Consider the following 23,079-nt stretch of genomic DNA (forward strand, 5'->3'; position numbering starts at 1 on the left):
TAATGCCCAAAGATATAAATTATAGGACAGCTTCGACACTAATTTCTTCTCTAATTTGTCTGGCTGCTGCAACCATATTTATTAAAGCGGCACGAGTCTCCGGCCATTTTCTAGTTTTTAAACCGCAATCCGGATTCACCCAGAGATTGCGCGGTGGGAGTAGACTAGCGGCTTTTCTTAAAAGTGTAGTCATTTCCTCAGTAGTAGGGACACGAGGGGAATGGATATCATAAACACCCGGTCCGATTTCATTGGGATAGGCAAAATCAGCAAAGGCCTCTAAAAGTTCCATTTGAGATCTGGACGTTTCTATAGTAATCACATCTGCATCCATGGCAGCAATGTGCTCAATGATATTATTAAACTCACTATAACACATATGGGTATGTATCTGTGTGCGGTCCTGAACACCACCAGCGGTAATCCTGAAGGCTTTAATGGCCCAATTCAGGTACTGAGACTGCTTTGTCTTTCTTAAAGGCAAGCCTTCACGAAGTGCCGCCTCATCGATCTGGATAATACCTATTCCTGCTTTTTCCAGGGCCAGGACTTCATCGCGGATCGCCAGCGCAATCTGGCCTGCTGTAGTGGCCCGTGGCTGGTCGTCTCTTACAAATGACCATTGCAATATGGTGACTGGCCCGGTTAGCATACCTTTCATAGGCTTTTGTGTTTGCTTTGCAGCAAAGCTGATCCAGCGGACGGTCATGTCGCTAGGCCGGCTGACATCCCCAAATATAACAGGCGGTTTTACACAGCGGCTGCCGTAGCTTTGTACCCAACCATTTTTGGTAAACAAGAAGCCTTCAAGCTGCTCCCCAAAATATTCCACCATATCATTGCGCTCATATTCACCATGCACCAATACATCCAGGCCGATCTGCTCCTGCCATTTGATCACCTCAGTGGTGGCTTTTTCCAGGGCTGCCTCATATTGGTCTAAGGTTAAAGAACCCTTTTTGAAGAGGGAACGCAACTGACGGATATCGTCCGTTTGCGGAAAGGAGCCAATCGTTGTTGTGGGGAAGGCTGGGAATTTAAAGCGCTCGTGATGTAAATGCTGACGCTTTGCGAAACTGCTCTGGCGCGTAGCGTCAACATCTGTAATGGCACTCAGACGGTCTTTTACCTGTTGCTTGTGTACTTTTTGTGAAGCTTTCCTGCTGCTGATAGCGATTTGGTTGGCGGTTAACAGCGCGTCGTTGCCTGCAAAAATCTCCTGTAGTTCTTTGACTTCCCTTAATTTTTGCTTGGCAAATGCCATCCAGTTTTTGATTTCTGGATCGATTTCAGTTTCCAAATCAAGGTCAATGGGGCTATGCAGTAGTGAGCAAGATGGCGCAATGATTACTTTGTCAGCCCCAATTTTTTCGACGGCTTTACGGATCAGGGAAAGTGATTTTTCGTAATCATTTTTCCAGACATTGCGGCCATCTACTACCCCTAAGGATAATTGAAGTTTGTCCGGTATTTGCGTTAATACTTCTTCCAATTGTTCAGGAGCTCGAACCAAATCGATATGCAATGCACTGATTGGCAGATGCGTTGCCAGAGCAGTATTGTCTAAAAGTGCATCAAAATAGGTGGAGACAAGAATCTGTAATCCTGGAGCCTGTTTAGCGATTTCATTGTAAGCAAATACAAAGGCGGCTTTTTCTTTTGCCGTCAGATCCAGTGCCAGACAAGGCTCATCCAACTGGATCCAGGAAGCCCCTGCTGCTTTTAGCTGGTTTAAGAGGTCAATATATACTGTCGTCAGTTTTTGGATCAGCTCTATGCGTTCAAAGCCGGCCTGCTTTTCCTTGCCTAATAACAAATAACTGACAGGTCCGATCAAAACAGGTTTAGCCTTGTTCCCTAATAGAGCCTTAGCGCTTTCAAATGATTCAAATAGCTGCTCACCTTCAATTTTAAATACTTGATCATGGGTGAATTCAGGAACAATATAATGATAGTTGGTATCCAGCCATTTGGTCATTTCCATGGCAGTGATGTCCAAACCGTTTTTCTGATAACCACGGGCCATGGCAAAATAAAGCGCCATTTTACCTTCCTTAGTCGTGTCGGATAGTAAAGGGTAGTACCGCTCCGGGACAGCGCCCAAAAGCAAACTCGTATCCAACATCTGATCATAAAAGCTAAAATCATTACAGGGGATCAGATCGATACCCGCATCTAATTGTGTTTTCCAGTTTGCTTCTCTAATAGCAATGGCTACTTCTTTTAATTCGCTCAAGGCGATTTTGCCAGCCCAAAACTTTTCAGCTGCTTTTTTTAATTGTCTTTGGCCACCTATTCTGGGATAGCCTAGATTTTGTGTTAGCATTATTTATCGTTATTTATAGGTAATCAGTGTGTTATACGCTTTGTTGCTACATCTTTGCCGCTCAGATGTCAAGGATTCAGCGCATCGGTAATTTGATTTCTAAAACTGTGTAAAGGTAATTATGCAGATATTTTATTTGTATATAAATTAAAATAAAGATAATTATTCTTAAAAATTATTTGAAATAAGTCATTTGTGCTGTATCGTTCGTAGATTTGAGTAGTTAAAAGAATAATTTTCTATGAATGAGCTTGATGAAACAGATTTGAACCTTTTACGGATACTGGCTAGCAATGCAAAATTTACCAATAAGGAGCTGGCGCAGATGGTTAATCTTTCGCCTTCACCCGTATTTGAACGTATAAAAAGATTGGAAAGTCAGGGTTTTATTAAAAAGTATATCGCTATACTGGATGCAGAGAAGTTCAACCAGGGATTTATTGTGTTTTGCAATATCAAACTCAAACAACATAACAAAGACATCGGACACCATTTTGTGGCGGATATTATGGAGATTGAGGAAGTGGTTGAATGTTATAACATCTCGGGAGATTATGACTTCATATTAAAAGTCTATGCCCGTGATATGAAACATTACCAGGATTTTGTTTTCAATAAACTGGGGTCAGTAACCAGCATTGGCAGTACCCACAGCACTTTTGTGATGTCGGAGATTAAAAACACGCATAACATCCATTTTTAGTTGAGTTTTGCCAATACTTGTTTCTCATCGTTGTCACACGGAGGAGGTTAACCTGGATCAGTAAGATCCCTGTCATTAATTTTGGGTCAAGGGCACTTGGAATTTTTACAGTAACTTTAGCTGGAAAGGTCAATTCAAACAGATTAACCATGAAAGACAAAAGTTGTTTCAACATACAATACTCAAATTCACCCCTGCTGGTATTGATGGTTTGTATAATGGCTGTTTTAAGCAGCTGTGCCACACTACTTGGGCAATCTCAGCATTCTTCTAAGCTGCAGCCAGTGGCTGCTTTTGGTAAAAGCATGGCCATAGGCCTTAGTGTAAACACCAATAACAGGGTTTTTGTATCTTTTCCGAACTATAATGGAGATGGGAAGTACGCATTGGCAGAGGTGATACAAGGTAAACTTAGAGCTTATCCGGATCTCAGTTGGAATAAAAAATCTCCAGTACAAGAAAATGGAGACCAAGATTTAAGTCATTTTTTGCGTATTCAGGATTTATACTGTGATAGTCAGGATTTTTTATGGGTACTGGATTCAAAACCTGCTCCAGCAGGGGATATATTCAAAAGTGGTACTTCAAAACGAAAGCGTGGGATCTTCGCCTTAATTAAAATCAATACAACAACAAATAAGGTAGAAAGGGTCTATGATTTTCCGGATTTGAATAAGTCCGTTTCCGCTCTAAATGATGTGCGGGTAGATCCTGATAAACAAGTGGCTTATCTTTCAGATCCCGGACAGGCAGCCCTTGTTATTCTAGATCTAGTTACAGGAAGATCAAGAACAGTACTTTCAAGGTCAGGTTTTACATTGGCTGACAAAATCACGCTCGCTTATGACGGACAAAAAATGGTTGATCAGAAAGGACATCCATTTAGCTCAAATGTAAACGGTATCGCTATGACCCATGATGGTAAATACCTAAATTTTAAACCCATTAATAAGGAAAACCTCTTTAGAATTGAAACCAGATTTTTGAGAGATACAGCATTGACTGAACAGGAGCTGGCGTCAAAAGTGGAAATTGCCGGACGCGTAGGGATTACGCATGGCTTGATTGCAGATAAGGCCGGCAATATTTATTTGACGACCTCAGAGGGCTACTCTATCTCCTATCTCACACCGGAAGGTCAGTTAAAGGTTTTGGTAAAGGATAAAAATTTACTTTGGCCCGATTCTATGGGTATAGGCGCAGATGGGTACCTGTATATATCCTGCTCACAATTGCAAAGATTACCCACTTGGAATCATGGGCAAGACAGAACAGAGTATCCTTATAAGGCATATCGGGTAAAATTACCCTTAAATTAAAAATCAGCAAAAGGGCTGAATGATAATAATAATTGGGGTGGCTAGGCATTAGTTAACCCGAAGCATAAAGCATAAAACATAAAATTTAAATAAGATGAGCAAAAAACAGATTGGATTATTCGTAGGTAGTTTAAGAAAGGCCTCTTACTCAAAAGTCCTAGGTCGGTTTATAGAAGGACTATCTTCTGATGAGTTTAGTTACAGCATGGTGGATATAGCGGAGCTTCCATTATATAATCAAGATTTTGATGATCATGGACCGGTGCCTGAAGCTTATGTCAAATTCAGGGAAGCAGTAAAACCATTGAATGGTTTTATTTTCATAACGCCTGAATATAATAGGTCTATTCCAGCGGTACTGAAAAATGCATTGGATGTCGGTAGTCGCCCTTATGGACATAGCGTCTGGTCTGGCAAACCTGGAGGCGTTATTAGTTGTTCCCCTGGAATCTATGGTGGTTTTGGCGCCAATCATCATCTGCGCCAATCCTTGGTTTTTCTTGATGTTTATCCAATGCAGCAACCGGAGAGCTATTTGGCAAATGTAAATACGTCCATTAATGAGCAGGGGAGATTACTACAGATAGACTGAAGGATACGCTGGTAAACTTTGTAAGGGCATTTGAAAAATGGGTTAAAACTGTTGCTTCCTAATTACTTGATTAACAGTTATCTTTGTTTTATAAATGATGTAATTGTGGTCAAATGTGGTTTTGGAAATCCATTTGACCACAGTCGTTTTAAACATTATTGCTCGCCAAAACTCGGTTTTTTAAGGCAGTTTTGGCGAGCAATAAAAATATTACTCGCCAAAACTATGTTTTTTTAGCCACTTTTGGCGAGTAATAAAAATATTACTCGCCAGAAATCTATATTTTTCTTATTTTGCTAAACGATTATATGGCATACCAGATATTAAAAGCGAGTTTTTTCTATGGTGGTTAGACTAAAAATGATTGTATATGGCTGAGAAAATTATTGGTAGAATTTCGGAACAACTAATTCTAAAAAGGTTGTTGGTTAGTAATTCGGCTGAATTATTGGCTGTTTATGGTCGAAGACGCATAGGGAAAACTTATTTGTTGGAGAACTTTTTTCAGAACATTTGGTTTTCTATTGTAGCGGGGAGAATGCAAAAGGGAATACACAGACGCAACTTGCTAATTTTGCAGATCGAATAAGAGTGTGGTTTCCTGAACAAAAAGTAATCCAAGTGCCAAAATCATGGCAAGAAGCATTTGTTGTCCTTAGGGAGTGTTTGAACACTTTATCTACAAAGAAAAAAATGGTTCTTTTCTTTGATGAAATACCATGGTTAGAAACACATAAATCGGGTTTTTTGTCTGCATTTGGATATTTCTGGAATATGTATTTGTCAAAGAATAAGCAATTTCTTGTAGTTGTTTGTGGATCTTCAGCATCCTGGATGATTAAGAAAATTGTTTATAATAAAGGTGGATTGCATAATAGAATTACGCAAAAAATGCGCCTTCTTCCTTTTTCTTTAAAGGAAACAAAAGATTTTTAATTTTTAATCGTATCAATTTACCTGATTACCAAATTTTGCAATTATATATGGTGACGGGTGGTGTACCTGCTTATTTGAAGCACCTACGCAGAGGATATAGTTTAAATCAACAAATTGAAGAATTGTGTTTTTCCCCAAATGCATTTTTGAAAGGAGAATTTACTAATTTATTTTCCTCTTTGTTTGATAATTATCAAAAATACCTTCAGGTAATTTACGCATTAGCAAAAAAAGATAAAGGATTAACAAGAAAAGAATTACTTGATTTATCTGATGTTCACACTGGAGGAGGTTTAACTACGCTATTGGAAGATCTGACCGAATGTGGATTTATTGAACAGCTGATTCCTTACAGTAATAAGAAAAAGGACACGCTTTATCGCCTAATTGATGAGTTCTGTTTATTTTATTTAAATTTTATGCAAGGTGTTAGGGCGCCTGGACATTGGTCTGAGATTAGTAGAGCAAGTAAGTATTTATCGTGGCAAGGTTATGCTTTTGAAAATATTTGTATTCGTCATATAGATCTGATAAAAAAGGCGTTAGGTATAAGTGGAATTGGAACATTTAATGGCTCATGGTTTAAGCCAGGTAGCGCTTCGACAGAAGGTAGTCAGATAGACTTATTGATAAGTAGGGGGGATTTAGCAATAAATGTTATAGAAGTTAAATTCAGTAATGAGGAGTATGTTATTAATAAAAGATATGCAAAGTCTTTAGAGAATAAAATCGCTTCCTTAAGAGCTGAGATTTCTCCTAGAATGACGGTGTTTCTTAATTTTATTACGACTTTTGGTGTGAAAGAAAATCAATATAAAGATATGTTGGTTGATGCTGCTTTTAAAATGGACATTTTGTTCGAATAGCTAATTTTTACAACGGATTTCTTACTATTATTACCCGCCAAAACTGGGTTTTATTAGGTACTTTTGGCGAGCAATAAAAATATTACTCGCCAAAACTGATTTTTTTTAGCCACTTTTGGCGAGCAATAGTTGTTGTTGAAGGGTTTTGATTGAGTTTTTTTTCTGTTCAATTTTCTGTTGAAATTGCCCTGATTTTTCTGAATATTAATTTTTCCATTGCTACTTTTCCACTTGAATATTGCTGTAAAAGGGCGGCAACCCAAATGACTCCTACTAGTTTAATCCTATTTTGGTTGCGCAAGCTTAAGTAAGTGTAGGGTCAACTTTCCTTTCTAATTGGTATCAGCCGGGCAGATTTCCCTGGGTAATCCCACAATTACTGTCAAATTTGAACGATTATTTGATGAGCATTGCACCAAAATGGCCTTTTTATGGGCAAATTAAGATATGCTTTTCCTCAATCAATTGATTATTAATTGGTTTTACGCAAACGAATGTGTAGTATTTTGCTAATATCTGTTATTTTATCCTGCGTCTTTTTTATTTTTACCCAAGAGCGGCTTTGCATGTGTTTTTAAGACATGCTTTTATTATGTAATTCAAACATCATATTAACAGCGATGAATAGGCGAACCCAGAATTTTATTTTATCCAGTACACTTTTTTTATGTTTGGCAGGCGGCAGTCTGAATGCCAAGGCGACTGTCAACCCTTCTGCCATGTATACAGCAGTGGCAGACAGCGTGTCTAACCAAATAGCAGGTGCCCAACAGATCAATCCCACCACCGTACAACTTATTTTTACAGACAATCACCGGTTAACCGTTGATTTTTATGGGAAAAATATATTTCGGGTCTTTGAAGATATTAAAGGCGGTATTATTCGTGACCCTGAGGCAAAGCCTCAGGCGCAGATATTGGTGGACAATCCCAGGATGAACCCAGGAAAACTGACGATAGAAGATAAAAATGGGATGGTGACTATTAGTACACAGGAAGTGTCCCTGTCCTTTAATAAAAATAATACAGTTTTTACCGTAACCAATAAGGTCACTGGCAAGGTAGTCATTACATCACTGGCACCCATCGACTTCGGGGGTAATGAAGTAAGTCTCTCTCTTAAAGAAAACTCGGATGAGTATTATTATGGTGGTGGCGTACAAAATGGCCGCTTTTCTCATAAAGGCCACCGGATTGCCATAGAAAACCAAAACAGTTGGACAGATGGCGGAGTCGCCTCCCCAACGCCTTTTTATTGGTCTACTGGAGGCTATGGTGTGATGTTCTATACCTTTAAGAAAGGCAGTTATGATTTTGGTGCAAAAAAACAAGGAGTCGTTACATTGACCCATGAAAGTGACTATTTTGATGCCTTTTTTATGGTAGATGATGGTGCCACTAAATTATTACAGGACTTTTATCAGTTAACCGGTCATCCTGTTTTACTGCCTAAATTTGCGTTTTATGAGGGCCATTTAAATGCCTATAATCGGGACTTTTGGAAAGAAGACCCCAAAGGAATATTATTTGAAGATGGTAAACGCTATAAGGAGAGCCAAAAAGATAATGGTGGGATAAAAGAATCGCTGAATGGAGAAAAAGGGAATTATCAGTTCTCGGCAAGAGCCGTTATCGACAGATATGCCAGTCATGATATGCCACTGGGTTGGCTACTGCCTAACGATGGCTATGGTGCTGGATACGGTCAGACCAGCACCTTGGACAGTAATATCGCTAATTTGAAGTCCTTGGGGGATTATGCCCGCAGTAAAGGGGTACAAATTGGACTTTGGACACAATCTGATTTACATCCCAAAGCCGGCGTCAGTGCACTTTTGCAAAGAGATATCGTAAAAGAAGTCCGTGATGCTGGTGTTCGCGTACTTAAAACAGACGTTGCCTGGGTGGGAGCCGGTTATTCATTTGGATTGCACGGTGTGTCAGATGTGGGACATATTGTCCCCTATTACGGTCATGCGGCCCGCCCTTTTATTATTTCTCTGGATGGTTGGGCCGGCACCCAACGTTATGCCGGTGTCTGGTCAGGAGACCAGACGGGAGGTAAATGGGAGTATATTCGTTTTCATATCCCGACTTTTATTGGATCGGGTCTCTCCGGTCAGCCTAATATAACCTCTGACATGGATGGTATTTTCGGAGGCAAAAATCCGGTTATAAATGCCAGAGGCTTTGAATGGAAGACATTCACTCCCATGCAACTCAATATGGATGGTTGGGGCGCCAATGAAAAATATCCGGAAGCCATGGGCGAGCCCACTACTTCCATTAACCGAACTTACTTAAAACTAAAATCGGAACTGATTCCATATACCTATACCATTGCCCACAACGCACTTACAGGGCTTCCCATTGTAAGGGCTATGTTCTTAGAATATCCCAATAATTATACCCATGGCAAGGCCACTGAGTATCAATTTATGTATGGCCCCTACTTTTTAGTCGCACCGATTTATCAGTCCACCCAGATGGATGAGGCAGGAAATGATATCCGAAATAATATTTATTTACCAGCAGGTGAGTGGGTAGATTATTTTACTGGTCAGCAATACAGCGGTAATGTTGTATTAAATAGTTTTGATGCCCCAATCTGGAAATTGCCCGTATTTGTCAAAAGAGGCGCCATCATACCCATGGCCAATCCAAATAACAATGTACAGCAGATCGATAAAAGTCAGCGGATTTATGAGCTATACCCTTATGGAAATACCTCATTTGAAGCGTATAATGATGATGGTACCACCCAGGCCTATAAAAATAATGAAGGGGCTACTACCTTAATCGAATCCAGTCAAAGCGGTGATCATGCAGTGATTACAGTTCATGCTACTAAAGGTGACTATAAAGGCTTCGTGAAAACAAAAGCGACTACTTTTAAGGTGAATGTGACTGCTAGGCCTAAAATGGTCGCTGTAAAACAAGGTGGATCAAAACTCAAGCTAGCGGAAGTAAATTCTCTGCAGGCCTTTAATAATGGGAAAAATGTTTATTATTATAATGCAGCCCCTGATCTCAATGAGTTTTCCACAAAAGGCAGCGATTTTGCCAAGGTGAAGATGATTAAAAATCCACAAATATGGGTAAAAGTGGACGGTACAGATATTACGAAAAATGAGGTGCAGTTAGATATAAAAGGATATGCATTTGATCCGGCAGATCTGACCAAGGTAAATACAGGCAGTTTAACCGCGCCAGCTGGTCTTGCTGTATTGGATAGTAATAAAACGGCCTATAGCCTAAACCTAACCTGGCAAGAGGTGCCTAACGCAGATTATTATGAGATTGAATATAACCAGATGCGTTATACCCACATTAAAGGGCCACATTTCTTATTTGATCAGTTAAGTCCTGAAACGACTTATAACTTCAAGCTTAGAGCCGTAAACAAACAGGGCGCTTCTGATTGGGTTGCACTTGGCGAAAAGACCGGTAAAAATCCGCTGGAATTTGCCATAGGTCATATTGCTGCAACATGTACGGCTGCTTCACAAGGTGGCATGCGAATCCAGAAAATGTTTGATTTTGATGAAAGTGACGATTGGCATACTGATTATGATGCCAAGGCTGTTCCATTTGATATCGTAATGGATCTGCAAAGTATAAATGTATTGGATAAATTCCAGTATCTGCCTCGCTTATCCGGTAGAAATGGAATCATCACAAAAGGTAAAGTATATTATAGTCTGGACAAGCATAACTGGACTGAGGCGGGAGATATTAACTGGAAAATGGATAATCAGACCAAGGCGTTTTCTTTCCAAAATCATCCTTCAGCCCGTTATGTCAAGATTGCTGTTTTAGCAGCAGCTGGTGACTTTGGATCTGGCCGTGAGTTATATATCTTTAAAGTACCGGGTTCAGAAAGTTACCTGCCCGGAGATATCAACAATGATCATAAGATAGACGGAAACGATTTAACCTCTTATATGAACTATACAGGGCTCAGACAAGGTGATGGTGATTTTGAAGGGTATATCAGTAAAGGGGATATCAATAAAAACGGCCTGATCGATGCTTATGATATTTCTGTGGTGGCTACAAAGTTAGACGGAGGCGTAAAGCGCAGCAGAAAACCCGCCTTGCTTGAAGGGACGCTGGAAATTACTGCTAACAAACAAAATTTCAAGAAGGGAGAAACCGTTGAGATGCTGGTAAAAGGCAAAGACCTTAAAAATGTAAATGCGCTAAGTTTTGCTATCCCTTATAATGCAGAGGACTTTGATTATGAAAGTGTCCAGTCGCTGCATACGGGAAAGATGGAAAACCTGACCAATGACCGCTTACATACAGATGGCAATAAAGTACTCTATCCTACCTTTGTAAATATCGGTCAGCAAGCAACATTAAATGGTAGTGAAGACCTCTTTTTGATCAAGTTAAAAGCTAAGCGCAGCGTGAAGCTTGATCTGCAATGCACCAATATCACACTGGTGGATCAAGACTTAAACTTTACGCAACAACCTGGTCATTATAAAATCCAGCTGGGTCAATAAAAATAAAGAAAAGTCATTTTTGATTGAGTTGATTTTATAATTGAGTGTTTTGCAATAATGGATGATGAGCCTGCAAGTAAGTGTTATACTTGTGGGCTCATTTTTTTGGTAAATAAGATGGAAGCTTAAAGATTTTACGGTGTGTGGATTATAAGATATAGTGTTAAAGCTTTTAATTGCATCCGAGGCTCAAGTAGTTTACTGCAGATATCGATTACCTTATTTTTATAGAGTCGGCTATAAATGCCACGATCAATTACCAGATTGCCACATTGAGCCTGATTTATTATGCTTATATAAAGGATTAGGGTTCCTTTGTATTACAAATAAGCAGAAAATGGCAGGGTATATTAAAAAGCAAAAAAAGATCTGGACAACGTTATTGATCTTGTTAATGGGTTTTGGGTTGTTACAATTTACAACAAGCCAGAACACGCATCCTCCTTCAGATGAGCCATTACAGGCTCCGACGGAAGTAATGAACATTTTGCGCAGGTCTTGTTATGATTGTCATTCAAATCAAACAAAACTGGTTTGGTATGATCGGTTAGCGCCTGCCTCCTGGTTGGTCAGTAAAGATGTGAAAAAAGGCAGAAAAGTTTTAAATTTTTCTGAGTGGGGTAAACTATCCGATAAACAAAAATCGGGTGCTCTATTCAATATTGTTAACTTTATCATGCTTGGATCAATGCCATTGCCAAATTATTTGCGTTTGCATCCTAAGGCGAAAGTATCGATGGCAGAACTTAATATATTAAAGCAATATGCTGTATGTGAAACGGCGAGAATCCAAGAAACCAGTGGACAAAAAAATCTACAGGCAGCGGGATCAACCACTATTAATGGACAATTAAATGAAGCGCTTTTGCAAGCTGCGACAGGGGGAGACGAGTTGCCAAAAACTGTCCTGCCCGCTGTCAATGGTATAGAATATCCCGCGGGTATGGCAATTGGCGATTAATCAGCACAACAGATCGCTTTGATAATAATACCATCCGGGCCATATTTGGTAATGATGTGGCCGTTAAAGCCATACAGGATAATAATATTCAACCGTGGCCGGATGGCGCCATTCTGGCCAAAGTATTATGGAAAAGAGTGGAAGGTCAAAATGACCTGATTGTTGCGGGAGACTTTATACATGCTGAATTTATGATCAAAAATAAGGTTAAGTATGCCACCACTGATGGATGGGGGTGGGCAAGATGGGTGGGTAAGGAGCTCAAACCTTTCGGTAAAACGCCCGCATTTACAGCAACCTGCACCAACTGTCACAGCCCGGTTAAGGCTCTTGATTATGTTTATACAATGCCCTTAAAATTGAAAAAATAACCATCATGAAGCACTATAAATTAACGGTGTTATTCAGTATTTTACTATCCTTTCTAGTTGGATGTAATTCAAATAGCGCTATAGAAGGTCAATTATTTAATGCAACTGCTAGTAGGGACGCTGAAATCGGGTCTACTACAATAGGTGCCGTTTTAAACTGGCATATGGTGACCTTGCTTAAGGATAATAAAACGAAACAGATTTTAGTGTTATATGCGAATGATCAGGCCTTTAAGGCGGTAAAGCAAGGAGTAGTCCATTATGAGGCGGGTGCGATCCTTGCTTTGGTGCATTGGTTAGGAAAGCCTGATATTCACTGGTTTGGAGCCGATATTCCTGGAGAAATTACTTCAATTGATCAAGTCAGTTTTGCTACAGATGGTAAAAACAGTCCTAAGCCCAACCTCACTACTTTTATAAAGAGGAAAAGAGGTTTTGAAAAGGTCTTGACCTCAGATACACTTTTGGTCCACAAAACCACTAATTTTATACTGAGTTTAAGAAGACCTTACCTTCCAGACTAAATTTATAACATGCAGCGCAAAGAATATAAACGATTATTGAAGAAAGCGGATTTAGTGATTGTAATTAGTTCAATTTGCATTGGCATTTTATCCTCTATTCCTAAGCTTTTCCGGTTACATATGTTGTTGGGGGAATTGGTCATAGATATTTCTATTTTTACCGGATTTACCCTGTACGTCTGGTATTTTAACCTTAAAACGCTTCCGACGCCAAGTGACGACCATTACCAAATTAGTGGGATTTATAAAAAGTTTGTGCAAACCATACTTTTTGGATCCGTCGTAATGGCGTTATTTGTTACGATCCACCAATTACTGTTACCTAAATATCCACTGGCATCTATGATGGGGATGTATGAATTCAGAGGGCTTATTATAAATATCACCATTGGCTTGTTTCTTTATTATTTCTACCAAAGCCATGTAACCGGCATGATATCTGCAAAATTGGAAACTATAAAAATGGATCACTTAAATGCTCGTTTTGAATTACTAAAGCAGCAGGTTAATCCTCACTTTCTATTCAATAGCCTCAGTACCTTAAAGTCGATGGTCGATGCAGGTGAAAAGCAGGCTTCAGAATTTATTGATCAGTTGTCCTGCTTTTATCGGTATTCTCTGGAAGATACACACCCCAATCTTACAAGATTGAGACAAGAATTAGAATTGTTGAACAGCTATATTTATTTGTTAAAAACGAGGTATGGACAAGGTTTGAATGTCCAATTAATGATTGCTGATACATATCACGAAACGATTATACCGCCCTTTACCTTGCAATTGCTGGTTGAAAATGCCGTCAAGCACAATACAATTGTGGTGAATAATCCTTTAATTGTAAAAATTTATATTGAGGAGGATTATTTGATCGTTCAAAACCCGGTTATGCCTAGACGATCCGTGGAGGCTTCCGCCCATATTGGCCTAAATAATATCCGGGAAAGATATCAGAACTTATTTAAAGCCTCCATTGAGGTGGAGAGCTCGCCATCATACTTTACCATAAAATTGCCTATTATCCATGAATATAATAATCATTGAAGATGAATTAAGGACAGCTAGGGCCTTGGCCTCTATTTTATTAGAAATTGATCCCGATATTAAAATTCTGGGAATTTTATCTTCCGTGCGCGAGGCGATTGATTATTTCAATAAAGACACTGAGGTAGATTTGATATTTATGGATATATTGTTATCAGACGGCCATTGTTTTGATATCTTTGAAGAGATTGATATAACGCACCCAATTATATTTTGTACTGCTTATAATGATTATATGACTGAAGCATTTAAGGTGAATGGTATTGATTATATACTCAAGCCGATTAATAAGGCATCACTGACCCAGGCGCTGGGTAAATGGGGGAAATTGAAAAGCCATTTCGTAGGTGAGACAGCTAACAGAGGAAGCACCGACAAAAAAGTAATTGCGAGCCGAAATAATGGAATGCTGGTCTTCGATAAAAACTGTTACCAGATGTTGCCTTTTAAACAAATAGCCTATTTTTATTTAGTTGGCGGCCTACCTGCAATAAAAACAATGGACGGTCAAACCATCTTTTCAGACCAGTCCCTTACTGCACTTATGTCTGTAATTCCTAATGAATTATTTTATAAAATCAATCGCCAATATATCATACAAAAAGAGGTTATTTTTCAAATTGTCCCTTCTTATTTACGCAATCTGGAAGTCAGATTGAAGGTGCCGGTGAAAGAAAGACTGATGGTCAATAAAAATAAAAAGACAGAATTTCTGAATTGGTTTAAGGGGCTTAATTGAATTTTATAAAGCTGAGGATTGTTTTATTAAATGCAGCGCTCTCTTTAGCTTTTTTGTGGTATTTAGGGCTAAAATTGTATTGTAGCTAGGTGAAGATTATCCAATAGAATTAATTGTACGGAGACTACTTTTAATTTTATGCGGCAATTATAAGATTGAAACGGCTACTACTTTAAGTAAAATTGATATTGCCTTAATGTAGTAAACCGGCAAACCGGACTGCTAAATTATGATGTAAAAATTTATAAATTCTATTTTGCCAATAGAAGTAAAACAGCGGATAATTTCTTTTTGGGGCCGTCCAGTAGCGGCTTATTGAAAAGACGCAAAGAAAACCAAATTTGGTAAGATTGGCTATTGCCTTTTATCCAGATATTCAATCCATTTATACGGTTTTCGGGGTGGGTATTTGTTATTGCCCATTTATGATGATCACAAAAAAGGATCATGCACAATTTAAAATCAGCATAGTTGGCAAAAAAGGATAATAGCAGCATTTTTTGAAGTGGCTCTTAAGCAATGGGAACTACACAAAAACTCAGCCTCGATTGTCGCTGCATGGTGTGATTTTCTTCAATAAGCTTTAGATACGCTATTCAAAATGATTGTCAGATACTGTTTGAAGGGCAAATTGTATCTTTGGATTAACGATCACTTATAATTTAAGATCCATGAAAAATCGCTTTTTATTATTATGCAGTTTTTTAGCAGTGACTAGCCTTGCCTATTCACAAAGTACCATGAATCTTTACACTGGGACTGTACCTGGCAGCAAGCCTGCGCAAAACCTGGAGTATGTAGAAAATCAGCAGGTTCACCATAAGGTCAGTGAACCCCAACTGATCATATATACGCCCGCTGCGGGTAAAGCAAATGGAACCGCTGTTATTATCTGCCCCGGAGGCGGTTATGAAGGCCTTTGGATGGTGCATGAAGGCTCGTCGGTCGCTGAAAAATTAAATTCGATTGGCATAACAGCCTTTGTGCTCAAATACCGCATGCCTGATGATAGAACAATGTTGGATAAGCGTTTTGGCCCACTGCAGGATGCTCAAAGAGCGATTCAGCTCGTTCGAGAAAATGCTGTAAAATTTAAGGTAGATCCGGCAAAAATTGGTGTGATTGGTTTTTCTGCCGGGGGCCACCTGGCCTCTTCGCTGGGCACCCATTTTGATACTGCCATTATCGCCAATCCAAGTCATAGTTCATTACGCCCAGATTTTATGATTCTGGTCTATCCGGTGATCAGTATGCAGGACAGCGTAACCCATATGGGGTCTCGTAATGCATTATTAGGCAAACACCCTTCGCAAAAGATGAAAGATTATTTTTCCAGTGATATGCAGGTGTCAAAGTATACACCACCCACCTTGCTTTTACAGGCGACCGATGACGGCTTGGTACCGGTTCAAAATAGCTTGCTTTTTTATCAGGCGCTTCTAAAACACCATGTGTCCGCTGCCATGCATTTATTTGACAAGGGAGGGCATGGTTTTCCCGAAGAACCGGCAAACAGTCACTGGTTCGATTATGCAGCAGATTGGCTTCGGTTCAAGGGGTGGATCAAATAACACTTTTCTAAACAGCTTTCCAGCTGATAGCAAGAGCGGGTGTGACATTCTAAGTAATTAAACAAACAGGCCTATTTTTTAGCATAATTTCTAAAAAATAGGCCTGTTTGTACAAAAATCATTTGCTGATTTTAATATTTTAAATGTTTTTAGGCTTTAAAACGCATCATTAACACCAAATATTGACTAATTTGGGCGAGTTTCTGCTAGGCAGGGGGACGTTATGTGTATGAATAGCCAGGAGGCGACCTGCTTAAAATTTAAACACAAAGAAAGACAGCACATGAGATATGTAAGAATAGGGTTATTACTACTTATAGGTTGCATTTCCACGCTTTGTCAGGCACAGAAACCGCCTCAGTGGGATGCAGCTACGATTAAATTTCATCTGGAAAAATTAGGCGTACTGGGAAGGGTACTTTATCTGGCCGCTCATCCTGACGACGAAAATACCATGTTAATCGCCTATCTCTCTAAAGGGAAAATGTATGAGACGGCTTATCTGTCCTGTACCCGGGGAGATGGAGGTCAGAATCTAATTGGCAGCGAACAGGGGAGTGAACTGGGGCTGATCCGCACAGAAGAACTGCTGGGAGCCAGAAGTATTGATGGTGGCCGGCAATTTTTTACGACAGCCAACGACTTCGGATTCTCCAAAAGTGCAACAGAGACCCTGAAATTCTGGGGACATGACAAAGTCCTGGCAAACGTCGTCTGGGTGATCCGCAAATTTCAGCCGGATATTATCATTACCCGCTTTCCAGAAGACGCCAGGGCAGGTCACGGTCATCACTGGACTTCCGCAATTTTGGCGCACGAGGCCTTTAAAGCAGCGGCTGATCCCAATGAGTTTAAGCAGCAACTGCAATATGTAAAACCCTGGCAGGCTAAAAGGTTACTATGGAATACCTTTAATTTTGGACATGCAAATACAACTCGGCCGGATCAGTTTCATATTGCTACCGGCGGGTATAACGCCTTACTTGGTCAAAGCTATGGTGAGATTGCAGCGGCAAGCCGAAGTATGCACAAAAGTCAAGGTTTTGGTGTAGCTCCCTATATGGGTAAACGTGTGGAGTATTTTAAAACCATCGAAGGTGCAGCACCTAAAAATTCCCTGTTAGACGGCGTTGAGACGAATTGGGGTAGAATAGCCGGAGGGGAAAAGATCGCCGAGTTAATTCAACAAGCCAATGAGCAGTTTAAACCAGCAGTGCCTGCGTCCAGCGTACAAACGCTGATCAAAATCTATACTGCGATAAAAGCATTACCCGACAGTCACTGGAAAAATGTTAAAATGGCAGAGGCAAAACAACTGATTTTTGCCTGCCTCGGCTTATTTGCAGATGCCACCACCAATGAAGCCGTGCTGGCCGAAGGAACAACCAATACGATTCAAATCAGGGCGATTAACCGGGCAAATATACCTGTTGAACTAAAAAGCCTGCAGTTAGCAAATCAGTCAATAGCGATCAATCAAATACTCAAGACTGGAGAAGATTACACCAAAAATGTGCCGCTGCGTGTACCCAATGACGCGCCTATTACCCAGCCTTACTGGTTAAAACAGCCACATCCTCCGGGTTATTATAGCGTAAGCGGCCCAGACAGTTTGCAGCTGATCTCAAGACCCATGAACCCACCAGCTTATACGGCTAACCTACAACTACAAATAGCAGGTACAGACTTAAGTCTTAATCTACCGGTCAGTTACCGCCATACGGACGCTGTAAAAGGAGAGTTATACCAACCGCTGGTCATTGCACCACCGGTGACGATCAATATAGAAGACCCGGTAGTGGTATGCAGTCAGGAGCAACCCGTAAAGATTATCCGTACAGAAATCAAAGCCTTTAAGGATCAGCAGTCGGGGAGCTTACATTTGCAGGTACCCGATCAGTTTGAAGTCCGGCAAAATGATTTGCCATTTGAGCTGGCAAAAGCAGGCGATAGCCGGGATCTGGTGTATACGGTGCAGTTAAAACCAGGACTTACAAACTCGGTCAGTCTGGACGCAAAATTTACAGCGACCGTTGAGGGAAAATCATATAACAGGGGGATTAAAGTAATTGAACACAGTCATATCCCAACCATTACCTTATTTCCTGAGGCGAGCGCCCGTTTGGTAGGGTTGGATATTAAAACCACCGGTAAAAACATTGCTTATATAGAAGGGGCAGGAGATTTAGTCCCGCAGGCATTGGAGCAGCTGGGCTATCAAATAACACCGATTACTTCTGCTGCTATTTCCAGCCAGCAGCTGGCAAAATTTGATGCAATCATTACAGGGATCAGGGCCTATAATATCAATCCTTTATTACATGCGCTTCAAAGTAAACTATTGGATTATGTTAAAGCAGGTGGTGTACTAGTGACCCAATATAATAAAAATGGACGCATGGTAACCGATCAGCTGGGGCCTTATCCCTTTACAGTGACTGGTGATAGAGTAACTGAGGAAGATGCCCCGTGAAGTGGTTGCTCCCAGGTGACCCATCCATGCAATATCCCAATAAGCTGACGCCTTTAGATTTTGACGGTTGGATTCAGGAGCGGGGTCTTTATTTTACGGGAGATGTGGATTCACATTACCGCAAGCTGTTTGAGATGCACGACAAGGGCAGTGGACCGCTCGACGGCTCTACCATTGTCTGTGATTATGGTAAAGGCAAATATGTATACAGCAGCCTGGACTTTTTCAGGGAATTACCTGCCGGCGTTCCGGGCGCCTTCAGATTATTTGTCAATTTACTGGCCAAACCCGCCACAGCTGACAAATAATTGAGTCCAAAAGGCGCAGCAATCTGGTCGGGTTATACAAAAAGAATATAAAGATAAATGATTAATGATATGATGTATGATATAAAAATGTAATAAGGTCTAAATAACAGTAAAAACACGAATGAACCTTCAGTTAAAAGCTTTACAGGTTCATGCAACAATGTAATTACGTATGCAGGAGCATTCCATAGGAGCGGAACAAAAAACGCAGGTACCGAAAATGCCGCCCACGAAGCAGCCCTTAGACGCGCCCGAAAACCGGCCGCCATTATTTAAGCGGTGGCGTAGCTGGTATGTATTGGTGATTGGCGTGCTGGCCTTACTAATTCTGTTATTTTATTTATTCACGAACCGTTATGATTAATGAGTAATCTGGACTGGTGGGTCATGTGTTTGACCTTTTTGGTCATCATTTCTTATGGGGTATACAAGAGCCGGGGACAGCGTAATGTAGACAGCTATTTTCTGGACAATAAATCTATGCCCTGGTATTTGATTTTGTTTTCCATTATCGGCACACAGGCCAGTGCCGTGACCTTCTTATCTGCTCCAGGCCAGGCCTTTACCGATGGGATGCGATTTGTCCAATATTACTTTGGCCTGCCCATTGCCATGATTGTCATCTGTATCGCCTTTGTGCCTTTATTTCATAAATTGAAAGTATATACAGCTTATCAGTTCCTTGAAAACAGGTTTGATCTGAAAACCAGGTCGCTGACCGCTTTTTTATTTTTGCTACAAAGAGGCATGTCAACAGGGATCAGTATTTATGCACCCGCTATTATTGTATCCTCCATATTGGGCTGGAACATTTACTGGACCAATATTTTTATGGGTGGCTTTTTAATTATTTATACCGTTTTAGGGGGCACGAAAGCTGTCGCGCATACACAGAAACTTCAACTCTTTATTATTATTGCGGGTATGGCACTGGCAGGGTATATGGTCGTTCATTTGTTGCCAGAGGGCGTTAGTTTTTCAGATGCCCTGCATATTGCTGGCAAATCCGGTAAGCTGAATGTTATTACAACACCGACCAATGTGCAGGATCATAGCTTCTGGCAGGATAAGTATACCTTATGGAGTGGACTGATCGGCGGTTTTTTTCTGGCACTCTCTTATTTTGGGACGGATCAAAGCCAGGTAGGTCGTTATTTAACCGCGCGTTCTATTAGGGAAAGCAGGATGGGGCTACTTTTAAACGGGCTGGTCAAAGTGCCTATGCAATTTCTGATTTTGCTAATCGGTGCCTTATTATTCGCGTTTTACCAGTTTCAGCCGGCCCCGCTTTCTTTTAATGAGATGCAGCTCCAAAAGGTGGAAGATCCGGTCATCAGTCATCAATTGCATGGTCTGCAAAGCCGATTTGATTCTATTAGCGGGCAGAAGCATGCAGTAACCCTTACATTGGTTGGTCAGCTGCATAAGGGCGATAAGATTCAGGTAGCTAGTTCCAGAGAAAAGCTAAACGATTTGCAGCAAAAGACAGATCAGTTAAGGGAGCAGGCTAAAACCTTGATCAAAGAAGCTGATCCGGCAGCAGATACCAATGATACCAATTATATCTTTTTGAATTTTGTCATCCATTATCTGCCCAGAGGATTGATCGGATTATTATTTGCGATTATCTTTCTGGCGGCCTGGGGATCTATCGCTGCAGCACTGAACTCTCTATCTTCTACTACCGTCATTGATATTTATAAAAGATCCATAAAGCCTTTGGCCTCTGAGGCGCATTACCTGAAAGCTTCCAGGTGGATGACACTTTTCTGGGGCGTCTTTTGTATTATTATAGCCCAGTTTGCCAATAAACTCGGCAGTCTGATTGAAGCGGTCAATGTGCTGGGGTCTTTATTCTATGGGACCATTCTGGGTATCTTTATGATCGCCTTTTTTATGAAATCCGTCAAAGGGGCGGCGGCCTTTTGGGCCGCCATCCTGACGGAGGCCATTATTATACTCATTTATAACCTGGATATCGTGTCCTTTCTCTGGCTGAATGCCATTGGCTGCCTGCTGACCATGTTATTTGGATATGTGTTTGAATGGCTCCTGCCCAAAAAATCCCAAGTAGTAATTGACAATTAAGGCAATAAAAATTACACATCAGATTAATTGGTGATATTACTTATCCCCACTGTTGGATGAAGCTTCTTTATCTGACCTAGTCTCAGTGCCAGTCTGTGTCTGCCTTACCTGCTCATCCTCTTTAGCAGGTGGCTTACTTAGCTCTAGTCTACGAAAATTATCAGGGTAATTTTTACCAAACTGTTCCCTTAATGCCGCATTCAAGATAAACTCAATTTGCCCATTGACACTTCTGAACTCATCTGCTGCCCATTTTTCCAGTGCGCTATAGGTAGCCTTGTTCAGTCTTAATACAAAATTCTTTTTCTCGGGCATTACCACCGCTTTTGAAATTGAATAAAATAAATTAGCACAGACCCCGCCTTACTGATAAAGCGTGCCTGCGTTGACGACAGGTGAGGCCGCCTTTTCACCACAAAGCACCACCATCAGGTTACTGACCATCGCCGCTTTTTTGTCATCATCGAGTTCCACCACATTTCTTTCGGAGAGTCTTTGCAGGGCCATTTCTACCATCCCTACGGCACCTTCCACGATTTTGGCGCGGGCAGCCACAATGGCGGTAGCCTGTTGGCGTTGCAGCATGGCGCCGGCGATTTCAGAGGCATAGGCCAGGTGACTGATCCTGGCTTCAATAATCCGGATGCCGGCCGGTGCCAACCGGTCAGCGAGCTCCTTTTCCAGGATCTCATTGACCTGATGACCCCCTTCTCTTAAAGTAATACTTGCATGTTCATCCTCCAGATTGTCATAAGCAAAACTTCCGGTCAGCATACGAACCGCAGCCTCGCTCTGGATTTTGACATACCCTTCATAGTCCTGGACTTCGTATGCAGCTTTATAAGTGTCGCCTACCTGCCAGACAATGACGGCGCCAATCTCAATGGGATTGCCCATTTTATCGTTGACTTTTAGAATCTGGCCTTGCAGGTTGTTGGATCTAAGGCTGATTTTCTGGGTTGAATACAAAGGGTTGACGAAAAACAGGCCGTTTTCCTTTACCGAAGCCACATACTTACCAAAGAAATTTAATACCCGGGAGTGGTTAGGGCTAATCACCATCAGCCCTTTCATAAGAAAGATAAAGACGACCATACAAATAAAGCCACAGATCATCAAAAGTACTTGGTCAGGTGCATATATGAAAAGCAATATGCCGGCTGCAAAAAATAAAATGGCCAGCAGCAGGGCCAGAAAGCCCGACATGGGTTTGACTAGTTTTTCCATAATTATTAATTTGATATTAAAATGATATTAAAGATATATCATTTTGTTTAAATCCACCTAAAAAAATATCGTGGGCTAATAAAACTTGCTGGGCGGCTTTTGTCGATTGTAAATGATTGCCTGTAGGTCCCTATAATTGAGGTCCATGAAGCATAGATATAATATTCCTTTAAGGCAGTGCCCTGAGGGTAGATTTAAATACTCGAATTTTATTATTATAGTCAAATTATTGGTAATAATAATATATAAAACTAACGGTAGTAATATTTATTAATGGGCGCTAGCGGGCAAATGGCCTGGTAATGAATAAAGTAGTAACTAAAAGCTAATAAATGGCTGGCATGCCAATCACGCGTTGCACCAAGACTGCCAGAATAGTACTGTCTCTAAACAAAAGGAAAAAGCAGCGGCGAAAAATCAGAAAAAAGGATGGGGCCAGCTATAACTACGGACAACTTGATTATTATAGCCTTACAAACTATTTTGGGTGAGTACATACAATAACCTCCTTTTTATTCCATAA

At 40.6% G+C, this 23,079-nt stretch carries 19 protein-coding genes; 16 read left to right on the forward strand and 3 right to left on the reverse strand.

Annotated elements, in window-relative coordinates:
• Positions 1-19: 19 nt before the first annotated feature.
• The gene (gene metE / locus FSB73_RS13165) at positions 20-2,326 is read right to left on the reverse strand and encodes a 5-methyltetrahydropteroyltriglutamate--homocysteine S-methyltransferase (protein ID WP_146782961.1); all 2,307 of its coding nucleotides are present in this window, start codon (positions 2,324-2,326) and stop codon (positions 20-22) included.
• Positions 2,327-2,567: 241 nt separating this feature from the next.
• Between metE and FSB73_RS13170 the strand changes: the two genes are divergently transcribed.
• The 16 genes from FSB73_RS13170 (at position 2,568) to FSB73_RS13245 (ending at position 21,329) form a co-directional block, all read left to right on the forward strand.
• Positions 2,568-3,029: an Lrp/AsnC family transcriptional regulator gene (locus FSB73_RS13170; RefSeq protein WP_146782964.1), complete on the forward strand. Its 462-nt coding sequence runs from the start codon at positions 2,568-2,570 to the stop codon at positions 3,027-3,029.
• Between the two features lie 149 nt (positions 3,030-3,178).
• Entirely contained in the window at positions 3,179-4,348 is a 1,170-nt protein-coding gene (locus tag FSB73_RS13175; protein WP_146782967.1) for an L-dopachrome tautomerase-related protein, read from the forward strand.
• A gap of 94 nt (positions 4,349-4,442) precedes the next feature.
• Entirely contained in the window at positions 4,443-4,940 is a 498-nt protein-coding gene (locus FSB73_RS13180; RefSeq protein WP_146782970.1) for an NADPH-dependent FMN reductase, read from the forward strand.
• Positions 4,941-5,453: 513 nt separating this feature from the next.
• Positions 5,454-5,876, forward strand: a complete 423-nt coding sequence (locus tag FSB73_RS13185) for an AAA family ATPase (RefSeq protein ID WP_225973991.1) — start codon at positions 5,454-5,456, stop codon at positions 5,874-5,876.
• A gap of 47 nt (positions 5,877-5,923) precedes the next feature.
• Positions 5,924-6,742: an ATP-binding protein gene (locus FSB73_RS13190; protein WP_146782975.1), complete on the forward strand. Its 819-nt coding sequence runs from the start codon at positions 5,924-5,926 to the stop codon at positions 6,740-6,742.
• Positions 6,743-7,362: 620 nt separating this feature from the next.
• Complete coding sequence (locus tag FSB73_RS13195) at positions 7,363-11,253, forward strand: TIM-barrel domain-containing protein (protein WP_146782978.1); 3,891 nt, start codon at positions 7,363-7,365, stop codon at positions 11,251-11,253.
• 160 nt (positions 11,254-11,413) lie between these two features.
• Positions 11,414-12,214 carry a heme-binding domain-containing protein gene (locus tag FSB73_RS13200; RefSeq protein WP_146782981.1) on the forward strand — a complete coding sequence of 267 codons (801 nt, stop codon included), beginning with the start codon at positions 11,414-11,416 and terminating at the stop codon, positions 12,212-12,214.
• Between the two features lie 32 nt (positions 12,215-12,246).
• Entirely contained in the window at positions 12,247-12,585 is a 339-nt protein-coding gene (locus tag FSB73_RS13205; protein ID WP_262712639.1) for a cytochrome P460 family protein, read from the forward strand.
• A 5-nt stretch (positions 12,586-12,590) separates the two neighbouring features.
• On the forward strand, positions 12,591-13,109 hold the full coding sequence (locus FSB73_RS13210) for a hypothetical protein (protein WP_146782986.1): 519 nt from the start codon (positions 12,591-12,593) through the stop codon (positions 13,107-13,109).
• Between the two features lie 9 nt (positions 13,110-13,118).
• Positions 13,119-14,150 (forward strand): sensor histidine kinase, encoded by a 1,032-nt coding sequence (locus FSB73_RS13215; RefSeq protein WP_146782989.1) that lies wholly within the window; start codon positions 13,119-13,121, stop codon positions 14,148-14,150.
• On the forward strand, positions 14,131-14,889 hold the full coding sequence (locus FSB73_RS13220; protein ID WP_146782992.1) for a LytR/AlgR family response regulator transcription factor: 759 nt from the start codon (positions 14,131-14,133) through the stop codon (positions 14,887-14,889). The genes FSB73_RS13215 and FSB73_RS13220 overlap by 20 nt, the downstream gene beginning before the upstream one ends.
• Positions 14,890-15,560: 671 nt before the next feature.
• Positions 15,561-16,460, forward strand: coding sequence for an alpha/beta hydrolase (locus FSB73_RS13225; protein ID WP_146782995.1), 900 nt, complete (start codon positions 15,561-15,563; stop codon positions 16,458-16,460).
• A 283-nt stretch (positions 16,461-16,743) separates the two neighbouring features.
• A complete protein-coding gene (locus FSB73_RS13230) occupies positions 16,744-18,933 on the forward strand; it encodes a PIG-L family deacetylase (RefSeq protein WP_158639542.1) in 2,190 nt (729 codons plus the stop codon).
• Positions 18,930-19,241: a hypothetical protein gene (locus FSB73_RS13235; protein WP_146783002.1), complete on the forward strand. Its 312-nt coding sequence runs from the start codon at positions 18,930-18,932 to the stop codon at positions 19,239-19,241. Before FSB73_RS13230 ends, FSB73_RS13235 begins: the two co-directional genes overlap by 4 nt.
• A 172-nt stretch (positions 19,242-19,413) precedes the next feature.
• Positions 19,414-19,605 (forward strand): hypothetical protein, encoded by a 192-nt coding sequence (locus tag FSB73_RS13240; RefSeq protein WP_146783005.1) that lies wholly within the window; start codon positions 19,414-19,416, stop codon positions 19,603-19,605.
• Positions 19,605-21,329 (forward strand): sodium:solute symporter, encoded by a 1,725-nt coding sequence (locus tag FSB73_RS13245; RefSeq protein ID WP_146783008.1) that lies wholly within the window; start codon positions 19,605-19,607, stop codon positions 21,327-21,329. Before FSB73_RS13240 ends, FSB73_RS13245 begins: the two co-directional genes overlap by 1 nt.
• 36 nt (positions 21,330-21,365) lie before the next feature.
• Here FSB73_RS13245 and FSB73_RS25000 read toward each other — a convergent pair whose 3' ends face one another.
• Positions 21,366-21,644, reverse strand: coding sequence for a hypothetical protein (locus FSB73_RS25000; protein WP_225973992.1), 279 nt, complete (start codon positions 21,642-21,644; stop codon positions 21,366-21,368).
• A gap of 48 nt (positions 21,645-21,692) precedes the next feature.
• Positions 21,693-22,556 (reverse strand): SPFH domain-containing protein, encoded by an 864-nt coding sequence (locus tag FSB73_RS13255; RefSeq protein WP_146783011.1) that lies wholly within the window; start codon positions 22,554-22,556, stop codon positions 21,693-21,695.
• Between the last annotated feature and the right edge of the window lie 523 nt (positions 22,557-23,079).

Origin of the sequence: Arachidicoccus ginsenosidivorans, assembly GCF_007971385.1 — a bacterium.
Taxonomy (GTDB): domain Bacteria; phylum Bacteroidota; class Bacteroidia; order Chitinophagales; family Chitinophagaceae; genus Arachidicoccus; species Arachidicoccus ginsenosidivorans.